The organism is Curtobacterium sp. 260, from assembly GCF_030803485.1.
Classification (GTDB): Bacteria; Actinomycetota; Actinomycetes; order Actinomycetales; family Microbacteriaceae; genus Curtobacterium.
Genome location: NZ_JAURUY010000012.1, coordinates 59,758 through 77,579, shown reverse-complemented (window position 1 = coordinate 77,579; position 17,822 = coordinate 59,758). Strand labels below are relative to the sequence as shown.

The following is a 17,822-nucleotide window of genomic DNA, read 5'->3' as shown; positions in this document are numbered from 1 at the left end:
GGTTCCCGATGGGCCATGGTAACGCGCGCGACACTCCCGCCATTCCGTCGTCCCCCGACCGTCCGGGCTCGGCGGGCGCCGCGCGCGGACCGACAGCGGTCCGACGACCCGTTCCTGAGAGTCCTGTACCGGCTGGACGGGCGGATTTCCGCCGATCGACGGGGTCTCGGTCACGAATGCAGCACGATTTGTGCAGGAGACGTGCTGGAAACACGGGGGACACAAAAAATCCCTATGGTCCTCGACTATCCGAACGAGAGGCTCATCCGTGGGTTCCATCACTCCGCCGGGGTCAGCGCTCATGCGCCGATTCCGCCGTGGGGCACCAGGTCGCAACCGCCTGGTCCTCGCCGCAGTACTCTTCCTCGCTTTCCTCGCCACCTTCGCGGTCGACTGGGCAGTGTCGCCCGCAGCCGACGCGGCGACGAGCAGTCCCTCCGCCAGCAGCAGCCCGAGCACCGGCGCACCGGCGAGCTCCGGCCCCTGCACGGTCAGCCCCACGAACGGCTGCATCCGGGGCACCATCCTCGACTCCGAGCGGAAGCCCGCGACCGGGGTCGACGTCGACGTCGCCGGGGCCGGCGGGTTCGCGCAGACGGCGACCACCGACGACACCGGTCGCTGGTCGGTGTCCGTGACCACGGCGGGGCAGTACACCGTCAGCGTCGACCAGGACTCGCTGCCGAAGGGGCAGTACCTGACGAACGCCGCCGACGCCGAGCGCAAGGTGAACGCCACGCTCAACGCCAACGTCGGCCAGATCTTCCAGCTGTCCGACCAGCAGGGCGCCACCACCAGCGACGACACGAGCAGCGTCAGCGCCGCACGCGCCTGGCAGCAGCTCGCGTCGGGCATCCGGCTCGGGCTCCTCATCGCCCTCGCGTCGGTCGGCCTGTCGCTCATCTACGGCACCACCGGCCTGTCGAGCTTCTCGCACGGTGAGCAGGTGACCCTCGGTGGTCTCCTCGCCTACGTCTTCGCGAACCAGCTCGGCTGGAACATCTGGGTGACCGGCATCGTCGTCACGCTGCTCTGTGCGGCGACCGGGTACCTGCAGGACGCCGCGATCTGGAGGCCACTGCGCCGCCGTCGGATCAGCCTCACCCAGCTCATGATCGTCACGATCGGTCTGTCGATCGCCGCGCAGTACGCCTTCCAGTACTTCTTCGGCGCCTCGACCGTCCGCATCCAGCAGGGCAACCCCGAGACGGTGACCTTCGCCGGCCTCACGCTGACCGTGCAGTCCTACGTCGCGATGGGCATCGCGCTCGTCGTCCTCGTCGGCACCGGCCTGTTCCTGGCCAAGACCCGCTTCGGCCGTGCCACCCGCGCGGTGTCGGACAACCCGGCGCTCGCCGCGGCGTCCGGCATCGACGTCGACCGCGTCATCCGCTTCGTGTGGACGCTCGCAGCCGGCCTCGCGGGCCTGTCCGGCGTGATGCTCGGCCTGGTGCTCAACGGCGTGAACTGGCAGACCGGCCTCCAGCTGCTGCTGCTCATGTTCGCGTCCGTCACGCTCGGCGGTCTCGGCACCGCGTACGGCGCCCTCGTCGGCTCGATGATCATCGGCATCGTCGTCGAGCTCACGAACCTCGTGCTGCCGGGTGACTTCAAGTACGCCACGGCCCTCGTGATCCTCATCCTCATCCTGCTGTTCCGGCCGCAGGGCATCTTCGGTCGCGCCGAGCGCATCGGCTAAGGGAGCACCGACATGGACTACATCCTGAACCTGCTGTCCTCGCTGACGCAGGAGGCCCTCGCCCCCACCACGGCGGCGTTCGCCCTGGCCGCGATCGGCCTCAACGTGCACTTCGGTCTGACCGGACTGATCAACATGGGCCAGGCGGCGTTCCTGCTGCTCGGCGCCTACGGCTTCGCGATCTCGATCACGAACGGCCTGCCCTTCGTCATGGCGGTGCTCGTCGCCCTGGCGGTCGCGATCGTGTTCGCGGTCATCCTCGGCATCCCGACCCTGCGGTTGCGCGGCGACTACCTGGCGATCGTGACGATCTCCGGCGCCGAGATCATCCGCATGGTCGGACGCTCCAGCCTGCTGACGAACACCACCGGCGGCTCGAACGGCATCGCCGGGTCGAGCTACCGCGACCCGTTCAACGCCCTCAGCCCGCTGCCCGACGGCACCACGAGCATCCTGTGGTTCACGTACTCGAACAACGGCGTCAACGGCTGGTGGATCCGCATCGCGGCCTGGGGCCTCGTGGCGCTCTTCACCCTCGTGCTCTTCCTGCTCATGCGCAGCCCGTGGGGTCGCGTCGTGAAGGCCATCCGCGAGGACGAGGACGCCGTGCGGTCCCTCGGCAAGAACGTCTACTCGTACAAGATGCAGGCGCTCGTGTTCGGCGGCGCGCTCGGTGCGCTCGCCGGGGTGATCTACGTGCTGCCGAGTTCCGTGCAGCCGGACGCGATGGGCCGTTCCATGACGTTCTTCATCTGGACCGCGCTGATCCTCGGCGGTGCCGCGACCGTGTTCGGTCCGGTGCTCGGGGCGATCCTGTTCTTCGTCGTGCGGCTCTTCGTCCGCACCCTCGCCGGGGACTTCATCCCCGACTCGATCATGAACGCGCAGCAGGCGGAGCAGTTCTCCTACGTGCTCGTCGGCGTCGCGCTCATGCTCCTCATCGTGTTCCGGCCACAGGGACTCCTGGGCAACAAGAAGGAGCTGTCGTTCAGTGTCTGAGACCTACACCCACACGAAGTCCGACCCGATCCTGACGGTCGACGGCGTCACCCGGCACTTCGGCGGCATGACCGCGGTCGACGTCGACCACCTCGAGGTGCAGCGCGGCACCATCACCGCCCTGATCGGCCCGAACGGTGCCGGCAAGACGACGTTCTTCAACCTGCTGACCGGCTTCGACAAGCCGAGCCCCGGCGCGACGACCCGCTTCAACGGCGACACGCTGCAGAAGACGAGCGCGACGCACATCGCCAACAAGGGCATGGTCCGCACGTTCCAGCTCACGAAGGCGCTGAGTCGCCTCACCGTGATGCAGAACATGCTGCTCGGCGCCCGCGACCAGCCGGGCGAGAACTTCTTCGTCGGCCTCGTCCCGGCGCTGTGGCGGAAGCGCGAGCGCGAGATCACCGCCAAGGCCGAGGACCTGCTCGCCCGCTTCAAGCTCCTCGAGAAGCAGGACGACTACGCCGGTTCCCTGTCGGGCGGGCAGCGGAAGCTCCTCGAGATGGCCCGCGCGCTGATGTCCGACCCGACGATGATCATGCTCGACGAGCCGATGGCGGGCGTGAACCCCGCGCTCACCCAGTCGCTGCTCGGACACATCCAGTCGCTGCGCGACGACGGCATGACCGTGCTCTTCGTGGAGCACGACATGCACATGGTCCGGCACATCTCCGACTGGGTGGTCGTGATGGCCGAGGGCAAGGTCGTCGCCGAGGGGCCGGCCGACACGGTGATGGACGACCGTGCCGTCATCGACGCGTACCTCGGTGCGCACCACGACACCGACCTGGGCGACGACTCGCTCCTCACCGAGGAGACCTACGAGGAGCTGGCCGACGAGGTGGCCGAAGAGGAAGCAGCGGACGACCACCCGAAGGCGGACGACCGCAAGCAGGACGAGCAGGAGGCGACCCGATGACCGACGCAACGAACGCAGCTGACGCGGGCCGCGCCTCCAGTCCGACGACGGGTGCGACGAGCGCGGCGAGCGCAACCGCGACGATCGACCGCGGCGAGCCCGTCCTCACCGCGAAGAACCTCGTCGCGGGGTACCTGCCGGGCGTCAACATCCTCAACGGCTGCGACCTCGACTGCTACCCGGGTGAGCTCATCGGCATCATCGGCCCGAACGGTGCCGGCAAGTCGACGCTCCTCAAGGCACTGTTCGGCCTGGTGTCGATCCGCGAGGGCTCGGTCTCCCTGCAGGGCGAGGACATCACGAACCTCAAGGCGAACAAGCTCGTCCAGGCCGGCGTCGGCTTCGTCCCGCAGACGAACAACGTGTTCCCCTCGCTCTCGATCGAGGAGAACCTGCAGATGGGCCTGTACCTGCGCCCGAAGAAGTTCGCCGAGCGGCTCGAGGTCATCTACGACCTGTTCCCGGTCCTCGGACAGCGGCGGACGCAGCGGGCGGGCTCGCTGTCGGGAGGTGAGCGGCAGTCGGTCGCGATGGCCCGCGCGCTGATGATGGACCCGAAGGTGCTGCTGCTCGACGAGCCCTCCGCGGGCCTGTCGCCGGTGCGCCAGGACGAGACGTTCATCCGCACGCGCCGGATCAACAAGGCCGGGGTGTCGATCATCATGGTCGAGCAGAACGCGCGACGCTGTCTGCAGATCTGCGATCGTGGGTACGTGCTCGACCAGGGGAGGAACGCGTACTCGGGCACCGGGCGTGAGCTCGCCGACGACCCGAAGGTCATCGAGCTCTACCTGGGGACGCTCGCCAAGGACGTCGACTCCGCTCGCTGAGCGGGGTCGACCCGCGGGTACTGCTGTGGGGGTGGTACCCGCACCCCGACGGGGCCGCGCAGGCTGCTGATGCGCCGCGCGGCCCCGTCCTCACGTCCCGGGCGTCGTCAGGCCTGGGGCGGCGTCGCGGTCGTCGCGGACGTGGCGGTCGTCGTGGTCGTCGCGGTCGTCGCGCCGAGACGCCGGCGTGTCAGCGAGACGCCGCGGACACACCGAGACGCCGCCGGATCCGGGTGCGTCTCGCGTCGACCGAGGCGTCTCGCGTCTCGCGTCGGCGCCGGCGTCCGGCGTCTCGCGTCGACGCCGGCGTCTCGCCGCCGCCACCTGCGTCCGGCCCGGCCGGGAGGCGCGACCCACCCCCGCCCCGCCGGCTCGGCCCGAGCACGCCGGCTCCCCGTCCGTCGGCTAGCGTGACGCACGTGCGGACCCCCGGCCCCCTCGTGCTCGACGCCCTCGTCTGGGTCGTCTTCGCCGTGCTCTTCGTCGGCGCCGCACTACTGGTGAAGGTCGCCGCCGCCCTGCTCGCGGTGCTCGTCGTGCTCGCGCTCCTGCTCGGCCTGGTCCTCCGGGCCCTGCGGAAGCGACGGACACGACCGCGACGCTGAGCAGCACCAGCACCAGCACCAGCACCAGCACCAGCGCCAGCACCTGCAGCCGCACCGTGCCCCACCGGTACGGCGTCGCCCTGCACCGTCCACCCGTCCCACTCCGGGACCCCGCCCGCTAGGCTTGCCCGGTGACTGAAGTCGAGATCGGTGCAGGCAAGCGCGGCCGTCGGGCGTACGCGTTCGACGACATCGCGGTGGTCCCCTCGCGGCGCACCCGCGACCCGCACGACGTGAGCGTGCAGTGGTCGATCGACGCGTTCACCTTCGCGTCGCCGATCCTCTCGGCGCCGATGGACTCGGTGTCCTCGCCGGCGACGGTCATCCAGATGGGCGAGCTCGGGATCCTGGGCGTGCTCGACCTCGAGGGCCTGTGGACCCGGTACGAGGACCCGACGCCGTACTACGAGGAGATCAAGACCCTCACGGACGGCAACGTCACGAAGCGCATGCAGGAGATCTACTCCGAGCCGGTCAAGGCCGAGCTGATCACCGCGCGCCTGGCCGAGATCCGTGCCGCCGGGGTGCCGGTCGCCGGTTCGCTCAGCCCGCAGCGCACGCAGGAGTTCTCGCAGACGGTCGTCGACGCCGGTGTCGACCTGTTCGTCATCCGCGGCACGACGGTCTCGGCGGAGCACGTCTCCCAGAACCAGGAGCCGCTCAACCTCAAGAAGTTCATCTACGAGCTCGACGTGCCGGTCATCGTGGGCGGTGCCTCGACGTACACGTCGGCGCTGCACCTCATGCGCACCGGTGCCGCGGGCGTGCTCGTCGGCTTCGGCGGCGGGGCGGCCTCGACGACCCGCGCCGCCCTCGGCATCCACGCACCGATGGCGACCGCGGTGGCCGACGTCGCCGGTGCCCGACGCGACTACATGGACGAGTCCGGCGGCCGCTACGTGCACGTCATCGCGGACGGCGGGCTCGACACCGCCGGCGACATCGTCAAGGCGATCGCCGTCGGCGCCGACGCCGTCATGCTCGGCACCGCACTGGCCCGCGCGACCGAGGCCCCGGGTGGTGGCTTCCACTGGGGTGCCGAGGCACACCACGCCGAGCTGCCCCGCGGTCGTCGGGTCGAGGTCGGGCAGATCGCCCCGCTCGAGAACGTGCTGAACGGGCCGACGCCGTCGTGGGACGGCCGCGCGAACCTGGTCGGTGCGCTGCGTCGGTCGATGGCCACCACCGGATACTCCGACGTCAAGGAGTTCCAGCGAGTAGAAGTGGTCGTGGCGCCGTACCACCAGCAGTGACGGTGGCACCCGTGCTCCCGCACAGGTGACGCCTCGGCGCTCCCGTGCGCGGAGGCCGGCTCCGTGCGCGCAACCCGCACGGAGGCGACGATGGCCAAGCCAGCCAGCAGCACCACGCAGACCAGCACGGACGCGACGAGCGCAGGTGCCGAGAGCACCGTCGAGGACGCCCGGCGTGCCACGGCACCGAGCGCGAGCGTCGGCTTCGACCCGGCGGCCAAGCTCGGTCCGGAGGAGCGCGCCGCCGCGATCGAGGCGATGAAGACCCGGGAGCTCGACGTCCTGGTGGTCGGCGGCGGCATCGTCGGCGGTGGCAGCGCGCTCGACGCCGTCACCCGCGGCCTGAGCGTCGGCATCGTCGAGGCCCGCGACTGGGGCTCGGGGACGTCGAGCCGCTCGTCGAAGCTCGTGCACGGCGGCATCCGCTACCTCGAGCAGCTGAACTTCGCGCTCGTCCGCGAGGCCCTGATCGAACGCGGCCTGCTGCTGCAGCGCATCGCCCCGCACCTGGTGAAGCCCGTGCGGTTCCTCTACCCGCTCAACCACCGCGTGTGGGAGCGCTTCTACATCGGCATCGGCATGGCGATGTACGACGTGTTCAGCTGGTCCGGCGGTCGTCCGCCCGGGGTCCCGCACCACCGGCACCTCAGCCGCAAGCAGGTCCTCAAGAACATGCCCGGCCTGAAGAAGGACGCCTTCGTCGGAGGCATGACCTACTACGACGCCCAGGTCGACGACGCCCGCTACGTCGCGTCGCTCGTGCGCACCGCAGCGTCGTACGGCGCGCACGCTGCGAGCCGGGTCCGCATCGAGGGGTTCATCAAGGTCGGGGAGCGGGTGGTCGGGGCGCACGCGCACGACATCCAGACGGGCGAGAAGTTCGACATCCGGGCGAAGCAGGTCGTGAACGCGACAGGCGTCTGGACCGACGACACCCAGGCGATGGTCGGCACCCGCGGGCAGTTCAAGGTGCGGGCGTCGAAGGGCGTGCACCTCGTGATCCCGCGCGACCGCTTCCAGTCGAACACCGGCATGATCCTCCGCACCGAGAAGAGCGTGCTGTTCGTCATCCCGTGGGGCCGGCACTGGCTCGTCGGCACGACGGACACCGACTGGAACCTCGACAAGGCCCACCCGGCGGCGACCGCGGCGGACATCGACTACATCCTCGAGCACGTGAACAAGGTCCTCGCGGTGCCGCTCACCCGCGAGGACGTCGAGGGCGTCTACGCCGGCCTCCGACCGCTGCTGGCGGGCGAGTCGGACCAGACGTCGCAGCTCAGCCGTGAGCACGTCGTCGCGCACACCGCCCCGGGCCTGGTCGTGGTCGCGGGCGGCAAGTGGACGACCTACCGCGTGATGGGCAAGGACGCCATCGACGAGGCGGTCGCGGCGATGGACGGCAAGATCCCGGCGTCGACGACCGAGGACATCCCGTTGGTCGGTGCCGAGGGCTACCCGGCCGCCTGGAACCGTCGCGGGCGCACCGCGCGGCAGTTCGGCGTGCACAAGGTCCGGATCGAGCACCTGCTCAACCGGTACGGAACCCAGGCCACCGAGGTGCTGCAGCTCGTCGAGCAGGACCCGTCGCTCGCCGAGCCGCTGCCGCAGGCGGACGACTACATCGGCGCCGAGGTCGTCTACGCGGCCTCGCACGAGGGCGCCCTGCACCTGGAGGACGTCCTCGCTCGCCGCACCCGCATCTCGATCGAGGCGTGGGACCGCGGAGAAGAGGCGGCCCCGGTCGCCGCGAAGCTCATGGCCGGCGTGCTCGGGTGGGACCAGGAGACGACCGAGCACGAGGTGTCGAACTACCTGAAGCGCGTCGCCGCCGAGCGCGAGTCGCAGCGGCAGCCCGACGACGAGTCGGCCGACCGGGTGCGCCTCGAGGCGCCGGACATCGCGTTCGGCTTCGACGAGGACGACGTGGTGGTCGGCGGCGGCCGGTCGAGCGGTGCCGACGGCGCGAAGGCGACGGACGAGCAGGTCGAGGGCGAGAAGACGAGCGAACCGCGGTAGGTCACCGACGGGAGGCGCGTGGCGGCCCCGCCATGCGCCTCCCGGCCGTCACGTCCCGCCTCTTCCGCGGGACGCGACCTCGGCGGTTCCGCGCAGCGCTACTCCGCTGCGAGCTGTCGCCGACGTTGCGTGTTGCGGGTGCGGGTCCGGACGGCGGTGCCGACGAGGACGACCGGGATCGCGATGACCGCCGCCGTGCTCGTCAGGTACAGCACGCCGGACCAGATCGTGTGCGCGGCGCCGTCGGTCGGCCACGAGTCCGCGACGTCCATGCCGAGCCAGAAGCCCGACTGGAACGTCGCGAGTGCGCCCGCAGCGAGGACGCCGAGGTGCAGCACCGCGATCGTCGTCGCCGGCAGCCGCGACGCGAGTCCGACGACCGCTGCGGTGAGCGCCAGCCCCACACCGATCCCTGCGACCACGAGCACACCGACGACGTCCTGCGCCACGTCGTTGCCCACGTCCACCCGGGCGTAGATCTGCGCGAGCGAGCGCCCCGGTACCGCGCCGAGCGGATCCAGCACGAGTGCGTTCACAGCCAGTAGCGCCGCGTAGGCCGCGACGACCACCACCCCGACGACGGCGACGACGATGCGGGCACGGCCCCCGGTGTTCCCCATGCGGCGAGGCTAGCGACGGGTCGGACCGGCACGCGTCCACCGACCGGATGACCCGTGGAATGGGCCGCCGCACCCGGTGGTTATCATCGGGGTACTCACCAAGGGAGCCATCATGGTCGACGTCCATCGCGTCAAACTCCCCGGAGTCGGCGTGCTGCACAGCTTCTACACCGACGACGGTGGCAAGTGCGGTGTCATCACGCACCGGTCGGGGCACTCCGACCTCATCTCGTTCGCCGACGTCTCCGACGGCGCGGACAAGTCGGAGAAGGTCTCGCTCCGCCTGAGCGAGGACGAGGCGCACACCCTCGCCGAACTGCTCGGCGGTACCCGGATCACCGAGGGCCTCGACAAGCTCGACGAGATCCCCGGCCTGTCGATCGACTGGTTCAGCGTCGACTACGAGGACGCCATCGCCGGCAAGCCCCTCGGCGACCTGCACGACTCGGGCTTCATCGGCCTGACCGTCGTCGCCGTGGTCCGCGGCGACAGCGCCAACCCCGCTCCCTCGCCGGACTTCGTCGTGTTCCCCGGTGACACCATCGTCGTCGCCGGCGCTCCCGAGAAGGTCGCCAAGGCGTTCTCCTTCTACCGCAGCGGACAGCTGGCGGCGGCTGCCGCCGAGGCGCCGCCCGGGAGCTGACCCGTGCACCTCGGCGGCGAACTGCTCACCATCGGTGTGCTCTTCGTCATCGCCTACGTGCTCGGGCGCCTGGGCAAGACGATCGGTCTGCCCGCCATCCCGATCTACATGGTGGTCGGGCTCATCGCGAGCCCGCACACCCCGTGGATCGGCCTCAACGTCGAGTCGCACACGATCGAGCTCATCGCGACCTTCGGGCTCATCCTCCTGCTCTTCAACCTCGGGCTGGAGTTCGACCAGGAGGAGTTCTACGGCAACGCCGGGAAGCTCCTGGTCTCCGGCGGCACGTACGTCGCCATCAACATGGGCGTCGGGTTCGCCTTCGGGTTCTCGCTCGGCTGGGGCACGCGAGAGGCCCTGATCATCGCGGGCATGACGGCCACGTCGTCGAGCGCGATCGTCACGAAGCTGCTCATCGAGCTGCGGCGCCTGGCGAACGACGAGACCCCGATGATCCTGGGCGTCACCGTCATCGAGGACGTCTTCATCGCCATCTACCTGGCGATCGTCTCCGTGGTGCTCTCCGGCGACACGAACCTCTGGGCCGTGGTCGGCAAGCTCGCGCTCGCGTTCGGCTTCCTCATCGTCATGTTCACGCTCGCCCGGTTCGCCGGCAAGTGGGTGTCGAAGATCTTCGCCACCCGCGACGACGAGCTGTTCACGGTGTTGTTCTTCGGGCTCGCGGTGATGTTCGGCGGCATCGGTGACCTGCTCGGCGTGACCGACGCCATCGGTGCGTTCGTGATCGGCCTGCTCTGCGGTGCGACCCGGTACCGCGACCGCATCGAGCAGCTGGCGCTCCCGATGCGCGACGTGTTCGCGGCGTTCTTCTTCGTGAACTTCGGCCTCGGACTCGACCTGTCGACCTTCGGCGAGGTGCTCTGGCCCGTCCTCGGCGCGATCGGCATGACCATCGTGCTGAACGCCGTCGCCGGACAGCTCGTCGCCCGCATGAACGGCTTCAACGTCCAGCAGGGGATCAACACCGCGGTGATCCTGGTCAACCGCGGCGAGTTCGCGCTGATCCTCGCGACGCTGTCGGCTGCCGCCGGCCTGGAGGCGCGGATCACCGCCTTCGCGGGCCTCTACGTCCTCGTGATGGCCGTCCTGGGTCCGCTGCTCGCCGTCAACTCGGACCGGATCGGCCGCCTCGTGGTGCGTCCCGCCCGGGTGGCGCGGCTGCGCCAGCGCCTGCGCGACCGGCTCGGCCGCGGCGCGGGCCGATCGGGAACGGACGGCGCTGCCGGCGCTGCCGGTGTCGGGATCCCGGCCGGACCGGCCCTCGACGAGGTGATCGACACCGCCGCCGAGGCCGGCGTCGCCGACCAGGACGCGGCGGCCGCCGCGCGTCGTGCCGAGCGGGACCGCCAGTTCGCCGAGGAGTTCGCCCTCGTGGAGGCTGCGGGCAGGGAAGAGCGCGAGAATGGGTCACCGGAGCCGACGACGAGCGAACCCGTGACGTCGCCGGTGGACGTCCCTGCCGAGCGCCCGAAGCGCCCGGTCCGCCAGCGCGATCCGGAGTACTGATACAGATGTGGGCCGTAGCCCGACGACCGAGGTGGATCGCACTGCTCCTGCTGGCGCTCGTGCTCGCCGGGACCTTCGCGGGTCTCGGCAAGTGGCAGCTCGAGCGGAGCATCGCGAACGGCAAGCCCCTGCCGGCGACGACCGAGACCCGCAAGGCCCTCGATGACGTCACCGAGCCCGGCCGTGCGGCGTCGGAGTCCATCGCCGGGCAGCGCGTCTCCGTCACGGGCACGTTCGTCGCGGGTGACACGACGATCCTGACCGGGCGGTCCGGCGGCGGCACCTACCAGGCCATCGGACACCTCGTCGACACCGAGACCGGTGCGAGCCTGCCGGTCGTCATCGGCTGGTCCGACCAACGGCGACAGGCCGAGGCGGGGGGCGAGCGCCTCACCGACGGCCAGGAGCTCACGGTGCAGGGGCGCTACTACCCGGCAGAGTCCCCGGACCAGGACGCCTACAGCAAGGGTGAGTACTCGGCCGTGGCCCCGGCCCGGTTCGTGAACACCTGGAAGGCCTTCGACGACCGGATGTACATCGGGTACGTCGTCGCCGACGGCACCACCGCGAAGGCCGCCGACCTCGGCACCATCGCCGACCGTGCTCCGACGCGCGAGGTCCGCTTCGACTGGCTCAACCTCTTCTACGCGATCGAGTGGGTCGTGTTCGCCGGGTTCGCCGTGTTCCTCTGGTACCGGTTCGTGAAGGACGCCTGGGAGCGCGAGCAGGAGGACGCCCGCGAGGCCGCAGCCGCGGACACCGACGCCGCCGGGAGCCCGGGGGAGCCCGCCGAGCCCGCCCGGTCGCACCGGTAGGATCGACCCCATGGCCCTGACCGTCCGCACGCGTGACATCCCGAAGATCCCGGGCGCGGTGAAGTGGTACCGCGTCTCCGCGTACATCACCGGTGTGCTGCTGCTCGCACTCGTGATCGAGGTCGTCATCAAGTACACGCCGCTGCAGCTCGAGATGCAGCTCGGCAACGGCCCGTTCTTCGTGCCGAACGGCACCGCGGGCGAAGCACCCGGCACGTTCAACCTGTCGATCGCGATCCTCATCGCGCACGGCTGGCTCTACGTGCTGTACCTGTTCACGGACTTCCGCCTGTGGAGCATCATGCGCTGGAGGCCGTCGCGCTTCCTGCTCATCGCCCTCGGCGGCATCATCCCGTTCATGTCCTTCGTGGTGGAGCACCGCATGCAGCAGAAGGCCATGGACACCTACCACGAGCTGACCGCTGCCCAGCAGCGTGAGAAGGAGGCCGCTCGGTGAGCGAGACCGAACAGCGCCCCGTCCTGGTCGTCGACTTCGGCGCGCAGTACGCCCAGCTGATCGCACGGCGCGTGCGTGAGGCGAACGTCTACAGCGAGATCGTCCCGCACTCGATCACGGCGGACGAGGTCCGCGAGAAGGACCCGGCGGCCATCGTGCTCTCCGGTGGTCCGTCGTCCGTGTACGAGGACGGTGCGCCGTCGCTCGACGGCGAGATCCTCGACCTCGGCGTGCCCGTGCTCGGCATCTGCTACGGCTTCCAGGCCATGGCGAAGTCGCTCGGCGGCGAGGTCGCGCACACCGGCCTCCGCGAGTACGGCGCCACCGACGTGACCGTGTCGGGCACCGACAGCGTGCTGCTCGGTGACCAGCCCGAGTCCCAGGTCACGTGGATGTCGCACGGCGACTCCGTGGCGAAGGCCCCAGAGGGCTTCGCGGTCCTCGCGTCGAGCGCCTCGACCCCGGTCGCCGCGTTCGCCTCCGACGAGCGCAAGCTCTACGGCGTGCAGTGGCACCCCGAGGTGAAGCACTCCGCGTACGGCCAGGCCGTGCTCGAGAACTTCCTGCACCGCGCCGCGGGGCTGCCGGGTGACTGGAACTCGGCGAACGTCATCGAGGAGCAGGTCGAGCGGATCCGCGCACAGGTGGGCTCTGCACGGGTCATCGCCGGGCTCTCGGGCGGTGTCGACTCCGCCGTCGCCGCGGCCCTGGTGCACAAGGCCGTCGGCGACCAGCTCACCTGCGTCTTCGTGGACCATGGGCTCCTGCGCGCCGACGAGCGCAAGCAGGTGGAGGAGGACTACGTCGCTTCGACCGGTGTCCGCCTGATCACGGTCGACGCCGAGCAGCAGTTCCTCGACGCCCTCGCCGGCGTCAGCGACCCCGAGCAGAAGCGCAAGATCATCGGGCGCGAGTTCATCCGCACGTTCGAGGCGGCGGCCGAGGCCCTCGTGCTCGAGGCGCGCGGCGACGACGACGCCGGAGAGGTCAAGTTCCTCGTCCAGGGCACGCTCTACCCCGACGTGGTCGAGTCCGGCGGCGGATCCGGTACCGCGAACATCAAGTCGCACCACAACGTCGGGGGCCTGCCCGAGGACATGACGTTCGAGCTCGTCGAGCCGCTGCGCACCCTGTTCAAGGACGAGGTGCGAGCCGTCGGTCGCGAGCTCGGGCTGCCCGAGGTCATCGTCGGCCGCCAGCCGTTCCCCGGCCCCGGGCTCGGCATCCGCATCGTCGGCGAGGTCACGAAGGACCGCCTCGAGCTGCTCCGGGCCGCGGACAAGATCGCGCGCGAGGAGCTCACCGCGGCCGGCCTCGACGAGGAGATCTGGCAGTGCCCGGTCGTCCTGCTCGCCGACGTCCGCTCCGTGGGCGTCCAGGGTGACGGTCGTACCTACGGCCACCCGATCGTGCTCCGTCCGGTCTCGTCGGAGGACGCCATGACCGCCGACTGGACGCGCCTGCCGTACGACACCCTCGCGAAGATCTCGAACCGCATCACGAACGAGGTCCCCGACGTGAACCGCGTCGTGCTCGACGTCACGTCGAAGCCGCCGGGGACGATCGAGTGGGAGTGACTGCTCCCTGACGCCCCGAGGGCCCGGTACGCACTGCGTGCCGGGCCCTCGCCGCGTCTCCGTGCCGCCAGCGGACGTTCCGGTCGCACGACATGCCGCTCGTGCGAGAGGTGAGCGGCATGTCATGCGACGAGAACATGTCGGGACGGGCTCCGACCTCCCGACACACGACGAAGGGCCCCGGCGTGTGCCGGGGCCCCTCGTGTCGATCAGGTGCGAGCTACTCGCGGTTGCTCGCCAGGATCGCGAGGATGCGCAGGATCTCGATGTACAGCCACACCAGGGTGACGATGAGACCGAACGCCGCGGTCCAGGCGTAGATGCGGGGAGCGCCGCGCTGGACGCCGGTCTTGATCTGGTCGAAGTCGAGCACCAGCGAGTACGCCGCCATGAGCACCACGAAGATGCCGATGATGACGCCCAGCGGGATGCCGAAGATCTCGAAGCTCCGGAGACCGAACGCGGAGTTCGTCACGCCGGTCCACATGAGCACGAGGTTCACGAGCGAGAAGACCAGGTAGCCGACCATCGCGACGAGGAAGAACCGGGTCGCCTTCGGCGTCGCACGCACCTTGCCGGACGTGAAGAGCAGCAGCGTGACCGCGAAGACACCGAGGGTGCCGAACACGGCCTGCGTGACGATGCCGTCGAACTGGCTGTTGAACATCGCCGAGATGCCGCCGACGAACAGGCCCTCGAAGAACGCGTACGCCAGGACGAGCCCCGGCGACGGCTTCTTCTTGAACGTGTTGACGAGCGCGAGCACGAACCCGACGATCGCGCCGACGATCCAGACGATCGGCGGCAGGTTCCAGCCGGCGACGGCGCCGACGAGGAGCACGCCGAACGCGAGCAGCGTCTTGACGATGGTGTCCTCGTACGACATGCGGTCGGTGTCGACCGGGCTCGCCGTCGGGCGGTCGTACATGTACTGCAGCTGCTCGGGCGTCATGCCGCCCTGCTGCGGGTACTGTCCCTGCTGTGGGGTGCGTCCCCAGCCCGCCTGCTGCTGACCAGCGCCGGCGCCCCAGGCGCCACGGCCCTGGTCGTTGAAGGCGGGGGACTGGTCGAAACCGGGCTTGAAGGCCATGGTGTCCTCTTCCTCGGAGATTTACGTCCTCTCAGCCTAGGGGCGCCCCGTCGCGGAAGGCTGAGGATTCGCGGCGAGCGGAAGCAGGACCCGGTGGTCCCGACACCGGGAGCCTACGGTCGCGGTCTGCGTGGCTGCCCCGAGCTCGTCGTGAACCGGCCGACCGCCGGACGGGCGCCTGCGGGGCGGTGGCGGGCCGTGCCTCCCGGCCGGTCGGTGCCCGCACGCCGTCGGTCGGCGACCGCCGGAGCCGACCGGACCTGCGGGTACAGCCACGAGACCAGCGCGACCGAGACGACCATGAGCAGCAGCCAGGCGACGACCTTCGTCGGCGCGACCGGCTGCCACGCTCCCGCCTGCGCCGGGTAGGACCAGGCGCCGGCCCAGGTCGCGACGTTCTCGGCCAGCCAGATGAACAGCGCGACGAGGGCCATCGCGAGCAGGACCGGCATCCGCAGCGTCGCGCGGTGCACGCGGACGTGCATCGTGGTGCGTGCGAACAGGGCCACGACCAGGGCGAGCAGCACGTACCGCGCGTCCCACACGAAGTGGTGCCCGAAGAAGTTCGCGTAGATGCCCGCCGCGACGAGCACGAGCGACCACTGCCGCGGGTACCGGTCGAAGCGCAGGTCGAACAGCCGCACGACCCGGACCATGTACGACCCGACCGCGCCGTACATGAACCCGGAGAAGAGCGGCACGCCCGCCACCACGAGCCAGCCGTCGCCCGCGTACTCCCACGAGCCGACGTGGGTCTTGAAGACCTCCATCACCGTGCCGACCACGTGGAAGACCATCATCACCCGGAGCTCCCGGACCGTCTCGAGGCCGAACACGAGCATCGCGACCTGGATCGCCGCCGCGGACATCGTGAGGACGTCGTTCCGGGCCCCGGGCGGCACGGTCAGGTGCACCACGACCATCGTCGCGAGGAGCAGCACCCCGAACGTGCACGCCCACGCCTGCTTCGCGCCGAACACCAGGAACTCGGTCAGGGCGAGACGGCCCGGGCGGTGCGGCTGGTGCCCGGCGTCGAGCAGGCGGCGGGCCGCGCGGTCGATGCGGGCCTCGACGGCGGTGGAGAGGTGTCGGACGGTCACGGAGCGACCCTCCGCGGGCGGCCTGGGAACGAGGGGCGACGGCTGAACGGATGTGTCCACAGGCACACCGTGAGGACACCTGCGGGCAGGGTCGAGCGGCTACGGTTCGGCGCATGACCCGTGTGATCGCCCACCGTGGTGCCTCCGGCCACCGACCGGAGCACTCCCGGAGTGCCTACGAACTGGCCGTCGGCCTCGGTGCCGACGCGATCGAGCCGGACCTCGTGCCGACGAAGGACGGCGTGCTCGTGCTGCGGCACGAGAACGAGGTGTCCGGCACGACGGACGTCGCCGACCACCCCGAGTTCGCACACCTGCGGACGACGAAGACCGTCGACGGCCAGAGCGTGACGGGCTGGTTCACCGAGGACTTCACGTGGGACGAGCTGCGGACGCTCCGGGTCCGGGAGCGCCTTCCCCGGCTGCGTCCGGCCTCGGCCGCGCACGACGGCGAGGACGGCGTCCTGCGACTCGAGGACCTGCTCGCGATCCTCGACGCGGCGCCCCGACCGGTCGGGCTCGTCGCCGAGGTCAAGCACGCGCACTTCTTCGAGCAGGCCCGCTTCCCGATGGCGCAGCTGCTCGACGACACGCTCGGGGACGCCGGGTGGCGCGGCGACGACCGGCTGACGATCGAGTCGTTCGAGAAGACGGTGCTCCGTCAGCTCGGCGCACGGGGGACGGGTGGTCGGCTCGTGTACCTCCAGGAGGCCCGTGGCAGTGCCGCGGACGAGGTCGCCGCCCACGGATCGGCGGCTCCCTCGTGGGCGTCGGAGCGCACGGACGCCGCGCTGGCCGGGTTCGCCGCGGAGTTCCACGGCGTCAGCGTCGACCTGAAGACCCTGATGGCGGGGGTCGACAGCGTCGCGGTCGACGACCCGCGCCCGGTCCGGAGCGTCATCGTCGAGCGCGCGCACGCTGCGGGGCTCGCCGTCTACACGTGGACGCTCCGGCCGGAGAACCGGTTCCTGCCGGCGCCACTGCGGCGCGGGGGCGACGTTGCAGCGCACGGCGACTGGGAGCGGTGGTTCACCTCGGTCGTGCGGACCGGGGTGGACGGGGTGTTCGCGGACCACCCGGACCTGGCGGTGCGGGCGCGGTCACTCGTCGAGAGCGCCACCGACTGACCCGTCAGCTCCCCGCGTCCGCACGCCGCGGAGTCGTCGCCGCCGCACCGCCGCGGTCGCGCGGGCGGTCCGCCAGGTGGCGATCGCCGCAGCGGCCGCAGCCGAGACCGAGATGAGCAGGCGGAAGGCCGGGAGGGGTGCCCACGCGTGGGACCAGTACGTCTCGAGCACCCAGACGCAGAGCGCAGCCAGGCCGCCGGCGAGCAGTGCGTGCGCGACGACGTGCACGCCGCGGTGGGCGGAGATCCGGGCGAGCGCCCACCCGAGTGCGTACGTGCAGGGGAGCGCCACGACGCCGCCCCCGATCGTCACGAGCCCCGCGACGACGGCGAGGAGGACGATCGTGAGGGCGAGAGCGGGCGGGCCCTCGGGTCTCCCGATGCCACCGTCGGCGAGGAAGGACCAGCCGGCCCCGACCGTGATCGTCACGGGGGTCGTGACGAACGACATCCAGACCCAGCTCCGCTCGACGAGCTCGACGGCGTCACCTGCGGTCCACGTCCTCATGCCCGACAGCCTGTCCGCCGTCGGACCCGATC

At 70.5% G+C, this 17,822-nt stretch carries 17 protein-coding genes; 13 read left to right on the top strand and 4 right to left on the bottom strand.

Annotated elements, in window-relative coordinates; genetic code table 11:
- Positions 1-268: 268 nt before the first annotated feature.
- The 7 genes from J2X59_RS13140 (at position 269) to J2X59_RS13110 (ending at position 8,327) form a co-directional block, all read left to right on the top strand.
- On the top strand, positions 269-1,699 hold the full coding sequence (locus J2X59_RS13140) for a branched-chain amino acid ABC transporter permease (protein WP_235426391.1): 1,431 nt from the start codon (positions 269-271) through the stop codon (positions 1,697-1,699).
- Positions 1,700-1,711: 12 nt separating this feature from the next.
- Positions 1,712-2,698, top strand: a complete 987-nt coding sequence (locus J2X59_RS13135; protein WP_066656933.1) for a branched-chain amino acid ABC transporter permease — start codon at positions 1,712-1,714, stop codon at positions 2,696-2,698.
- Positions 2,691-3,620, top strand: a complete 930-nt coding sequence (locus tag J2X59_RS13130) for an ABC transporter ATP-binding protein (RefSeq protein WP_066656931.1) — start codon at positions 2,691-2,693, stop codon at positions 3,618-3,620. The genes J2X59_RS13135 and J2X59_RS13130 overlap by 8 nt, the downstream gene beginning before the upstream one ends.
- Positions 3,617-4,450, top strand: coding sequence for an ABC transporter ATP-binding protein (locus J2X59_RS13125; protein ID WP_326496976.1), 834 nt, complete (start codon positions 3,617-3,619; stop codon positions 4,448-4,450). Before J2X59_RS13130 ends, J2X59_RS13125 begins: the two co-directional genes overlap by 4 nt.
- Before the next feature lie 419 nt (positions 4,451-4,869).
- Positions 4,870-5,055 carry a hypothetical protein gene (locus tag J2X59_RS13120; protein WP_144411388.1) on the top strand — a complete coding sequence of 62 codons (186 nt, stop codon included), beginning with the start codon at positions 4,870-4,872 and terminating at the stop codon, positions 5,053-5,055.
- Positions 5,056-5,186: 131 nt separating this feature from the next.
- Entirely contained in the window at positions 5,187-6,308 is a 1,122-nt protein-coding gene (locus J2X59_RS13115; RefSeq protein ID WP_066656924.1) for a GuaB3 family IMP dehydrogenase-related protein, read from the top strand.
- A gap of 258 nt (positions 6,309-6,566) precedes the next feature.
- Positions 6,567-8,327 (top strand): glycerol-3-phosphate dehydrogenase/oxidase, encoded by a 1,761-nt coding sequence (locus tag J2X59_RS13110; RefSeq protein WP_251155282.1) that lies wholly within the window; start codon positions 6,567-6,569, stop codon positions 8,325-8,327.
- A gap of 98 nt (positions 8,328-8,425) precedes the next feature.
- Here J2X59_RS13110 and J2X59_RS13105 read toward each other — a convergent pair whose 3' ends face one another.
- Positions 8,426-8,947 carry a hypothetical protein gene (locus tag J2X59_RS13105; protein WP_326496975.1) on the bottom strand — a complete coding sequence of 174 codons (522 nt, stop codon included), beginning with the start codon at positions 8,945-8,947 and terminating at the stop codon, positions 8,426-8,428.
- Between the two features lie 112 nt (positions 8,948-9,059).
- Between J2X59_RS13105 and J2X59_RS13100 the strand changes: the two genes are divergently transcribed.
- The 5 genes from J2X59_RS13100 to guaA are packed head-to-tail and all read left to right on the top strand — an operon-like array spanning position 9,060 to position 13,966.
- Positions 9,060-9,590, top strand: coding sequence for a cation:proton antiporter regulatory subunit (locus J2X59_RS13100; RefSeq protein WP_058728934.1), 531 nt, complete (start codon positions 9,060-9,062; stop codon positions 9,588-9,590).
- A 3-nt stretch (positions 9,591-9,593) separates the two neighbouring features.
- Positions 9,594-11,117 carry a cation:proton antiporter gene (locus J2X59_RS13095; protein ID WP_326496974.1) on the top strand — a complete coding sequence of 508 codons (1,524 nt, stop codon included), beginning with the start codon at positions 9,594-9,596 and terminating at the stop codon, positions 11,115-11,117.
- 5 nt (positions 11,118-11,122) lie between these two features.
- Positions 11,123-11,932, top strand: a complete 810-nt coding sequence (locus J2X59_RS13090) for an SURF1 family cytochrome oxidase biogenesis protein (protein ID WP_326496973.1) — start codon at positions 11,123-11,125, stop codon at positions 11,930-11,932.
- Positions 11,933-11,942: 10 nt separating this feature from the next.
- Positions 11,943-12,389, top strand: a complete 447-nt coding sequence (locus J2X59_RS13085; protein WP_066656914.1) for a DUF3817 domain-containing protein — start codon at positions 11,943-11,945, stop codon at positions 12,387-12,389.
- A complete protein-coding gene (guaA, locus tag J2X59_RS13080) occupies positions 12,386-13,966 on the top strand; it encodes a glutamine-hydrolyzing GMP synthase (RefSeq protein ID WP_326496972.1) in 1,581 nt (526 codons plus the stop codon). The genes J2X59_RS13085 and guaA overlap by 4 nt, the downstream gene beginning before the upstream one ends.
- A gap of 220 nt (positions 13,967-14,186) precedes the next feature.
- Here guaA and J2X59_RS13075 read toward each other — a convergent pair whose 3' ends face one another.
- Positions 14,187-15,056 carry a Bax inhibitor-1/YccA family protein gene (locus J2X59_RS13075; RefSeq protein ID WP_209685315.1) on the bottom strand — a complete coding sequence of 290 codons (870 nt, stop codon included), beginning with the start codon at positions 15,054-15,056 and terminating at the stop codon, positions 14,187-14,189.
- A gap of 113 nt (positions 15,057-15,169) precedes the next feature.
- A complete protein-coding gene (locus J2X59_RS13070) occupies positions 15,170-16,156 on the bottom strand; it encodes a DUF817 domain-containing protein (protein WP_326496971.1) in 987 nt (328 codons plus the stop codon).
- Positions 16,157-16,269: 113 nt separating this feature from the next.
- On the opposite strand from J2X59_RS13070, the gene J2X59_RS13065 reads away from it, so the two are divergent.
- Complete coding sequence (locus J2X59_RS13065) at positions 16,270-17,283, top strand: glycerophosphodiester phosphodiesterase family protein (RefSeq protein WP_326496970.1); 1,014 nt, start codon at positions 16,270-16,272, stop codon at positions 17,281-17,283.
- Here the strand turns inward: J2X59_RS13065 and J2X59_RS13060 are convergent.
- Positions 17,257-17,790, bottom strand: a complete 534-nt coding sequence (locus J2X59_RS13060; protein WP_326496969.1) for a hypothetical protein — start codon at positions 17,788-17,790, stop codon at positions 17,257-17,259. The two genes, J2X59_RS13065 and J2X59_RS13060, sit on opposite strands and share 27 nt — an antisense overlap.
- Between the last annotated feature and the right edge of the window lie 32 nt (positions 17,791-17,822).

Coding starts and splice junctions, on each gene's coding strand:
- J2X59_RS13100 (WP_058728934.1), top strand. CDS start 9,060: ATGGTCGACGTCCATCGCGTCAAACTCCCCGGAGTCGGCGTGCTGCAC.
- J2X59_RS13065 (WP_326496970.1), top strand. CDS start 16,270: ATGACCCGTGTGATCGCCCACCGTGGTGCCTCCGGCCACCGACCGGAG.
- J2X59_RS13125 (WP_326496976.1), top strand. CDS start 3,617: ATGACCGACGCAACGAACGCAGCTGACGCGGGCCGCGCCTCCAGTCCG.
- J2X59_RS13105 (WP_326496975.1), bottom strand. CDS start 8,947: ATGGGGAACACCGGGGGCCGTGCCCGCATCGTCGTCGCCGTCGTCGGG.
- J2X59_RS13110 (WP_251155282.1), top strand. CDS start 6,567: ATGAAGACCCGGGAGCTCGACGTCCTGGTGGTCGGCGGCGGCATCGTC.
- J2X59_RS13060 (WP_326496969.1), bottom strand. CDS start 17,790: ATGAGGACGTGGACCGCAGGTGACGCCGTCGAGCTCGTCGAGCGGAGC.
- J2X59_RS13135 (WP_066656933.1), top strand. CDS start 1,712: ATGGACTACATCCTGAACCTGCTGTCCTCGCTGACGCAGGAGGCCCTC.
- J2X59_RS13075 (WP_209685315.1), bottom strand. CDS start 15,056: ATGGCCTTCAAGCCCGGTTTCGACCAGTCCCCCGCCTTCAACGACCAG.
- J2X59_RS13085 (WP_066656914.1), top strand. CDS start 11,943: ATGGCCCTGACCGTCCGCACGCGTGACATCCCGAAGATCCCGGGCGCG.
- J2X59_RS13090 (WP_326496973.1), top strand. CDS start 11,123: ATGTGGGCCGTAGCCCGACGACCGAGGTGGATCGCACTGCTCCTGCTG.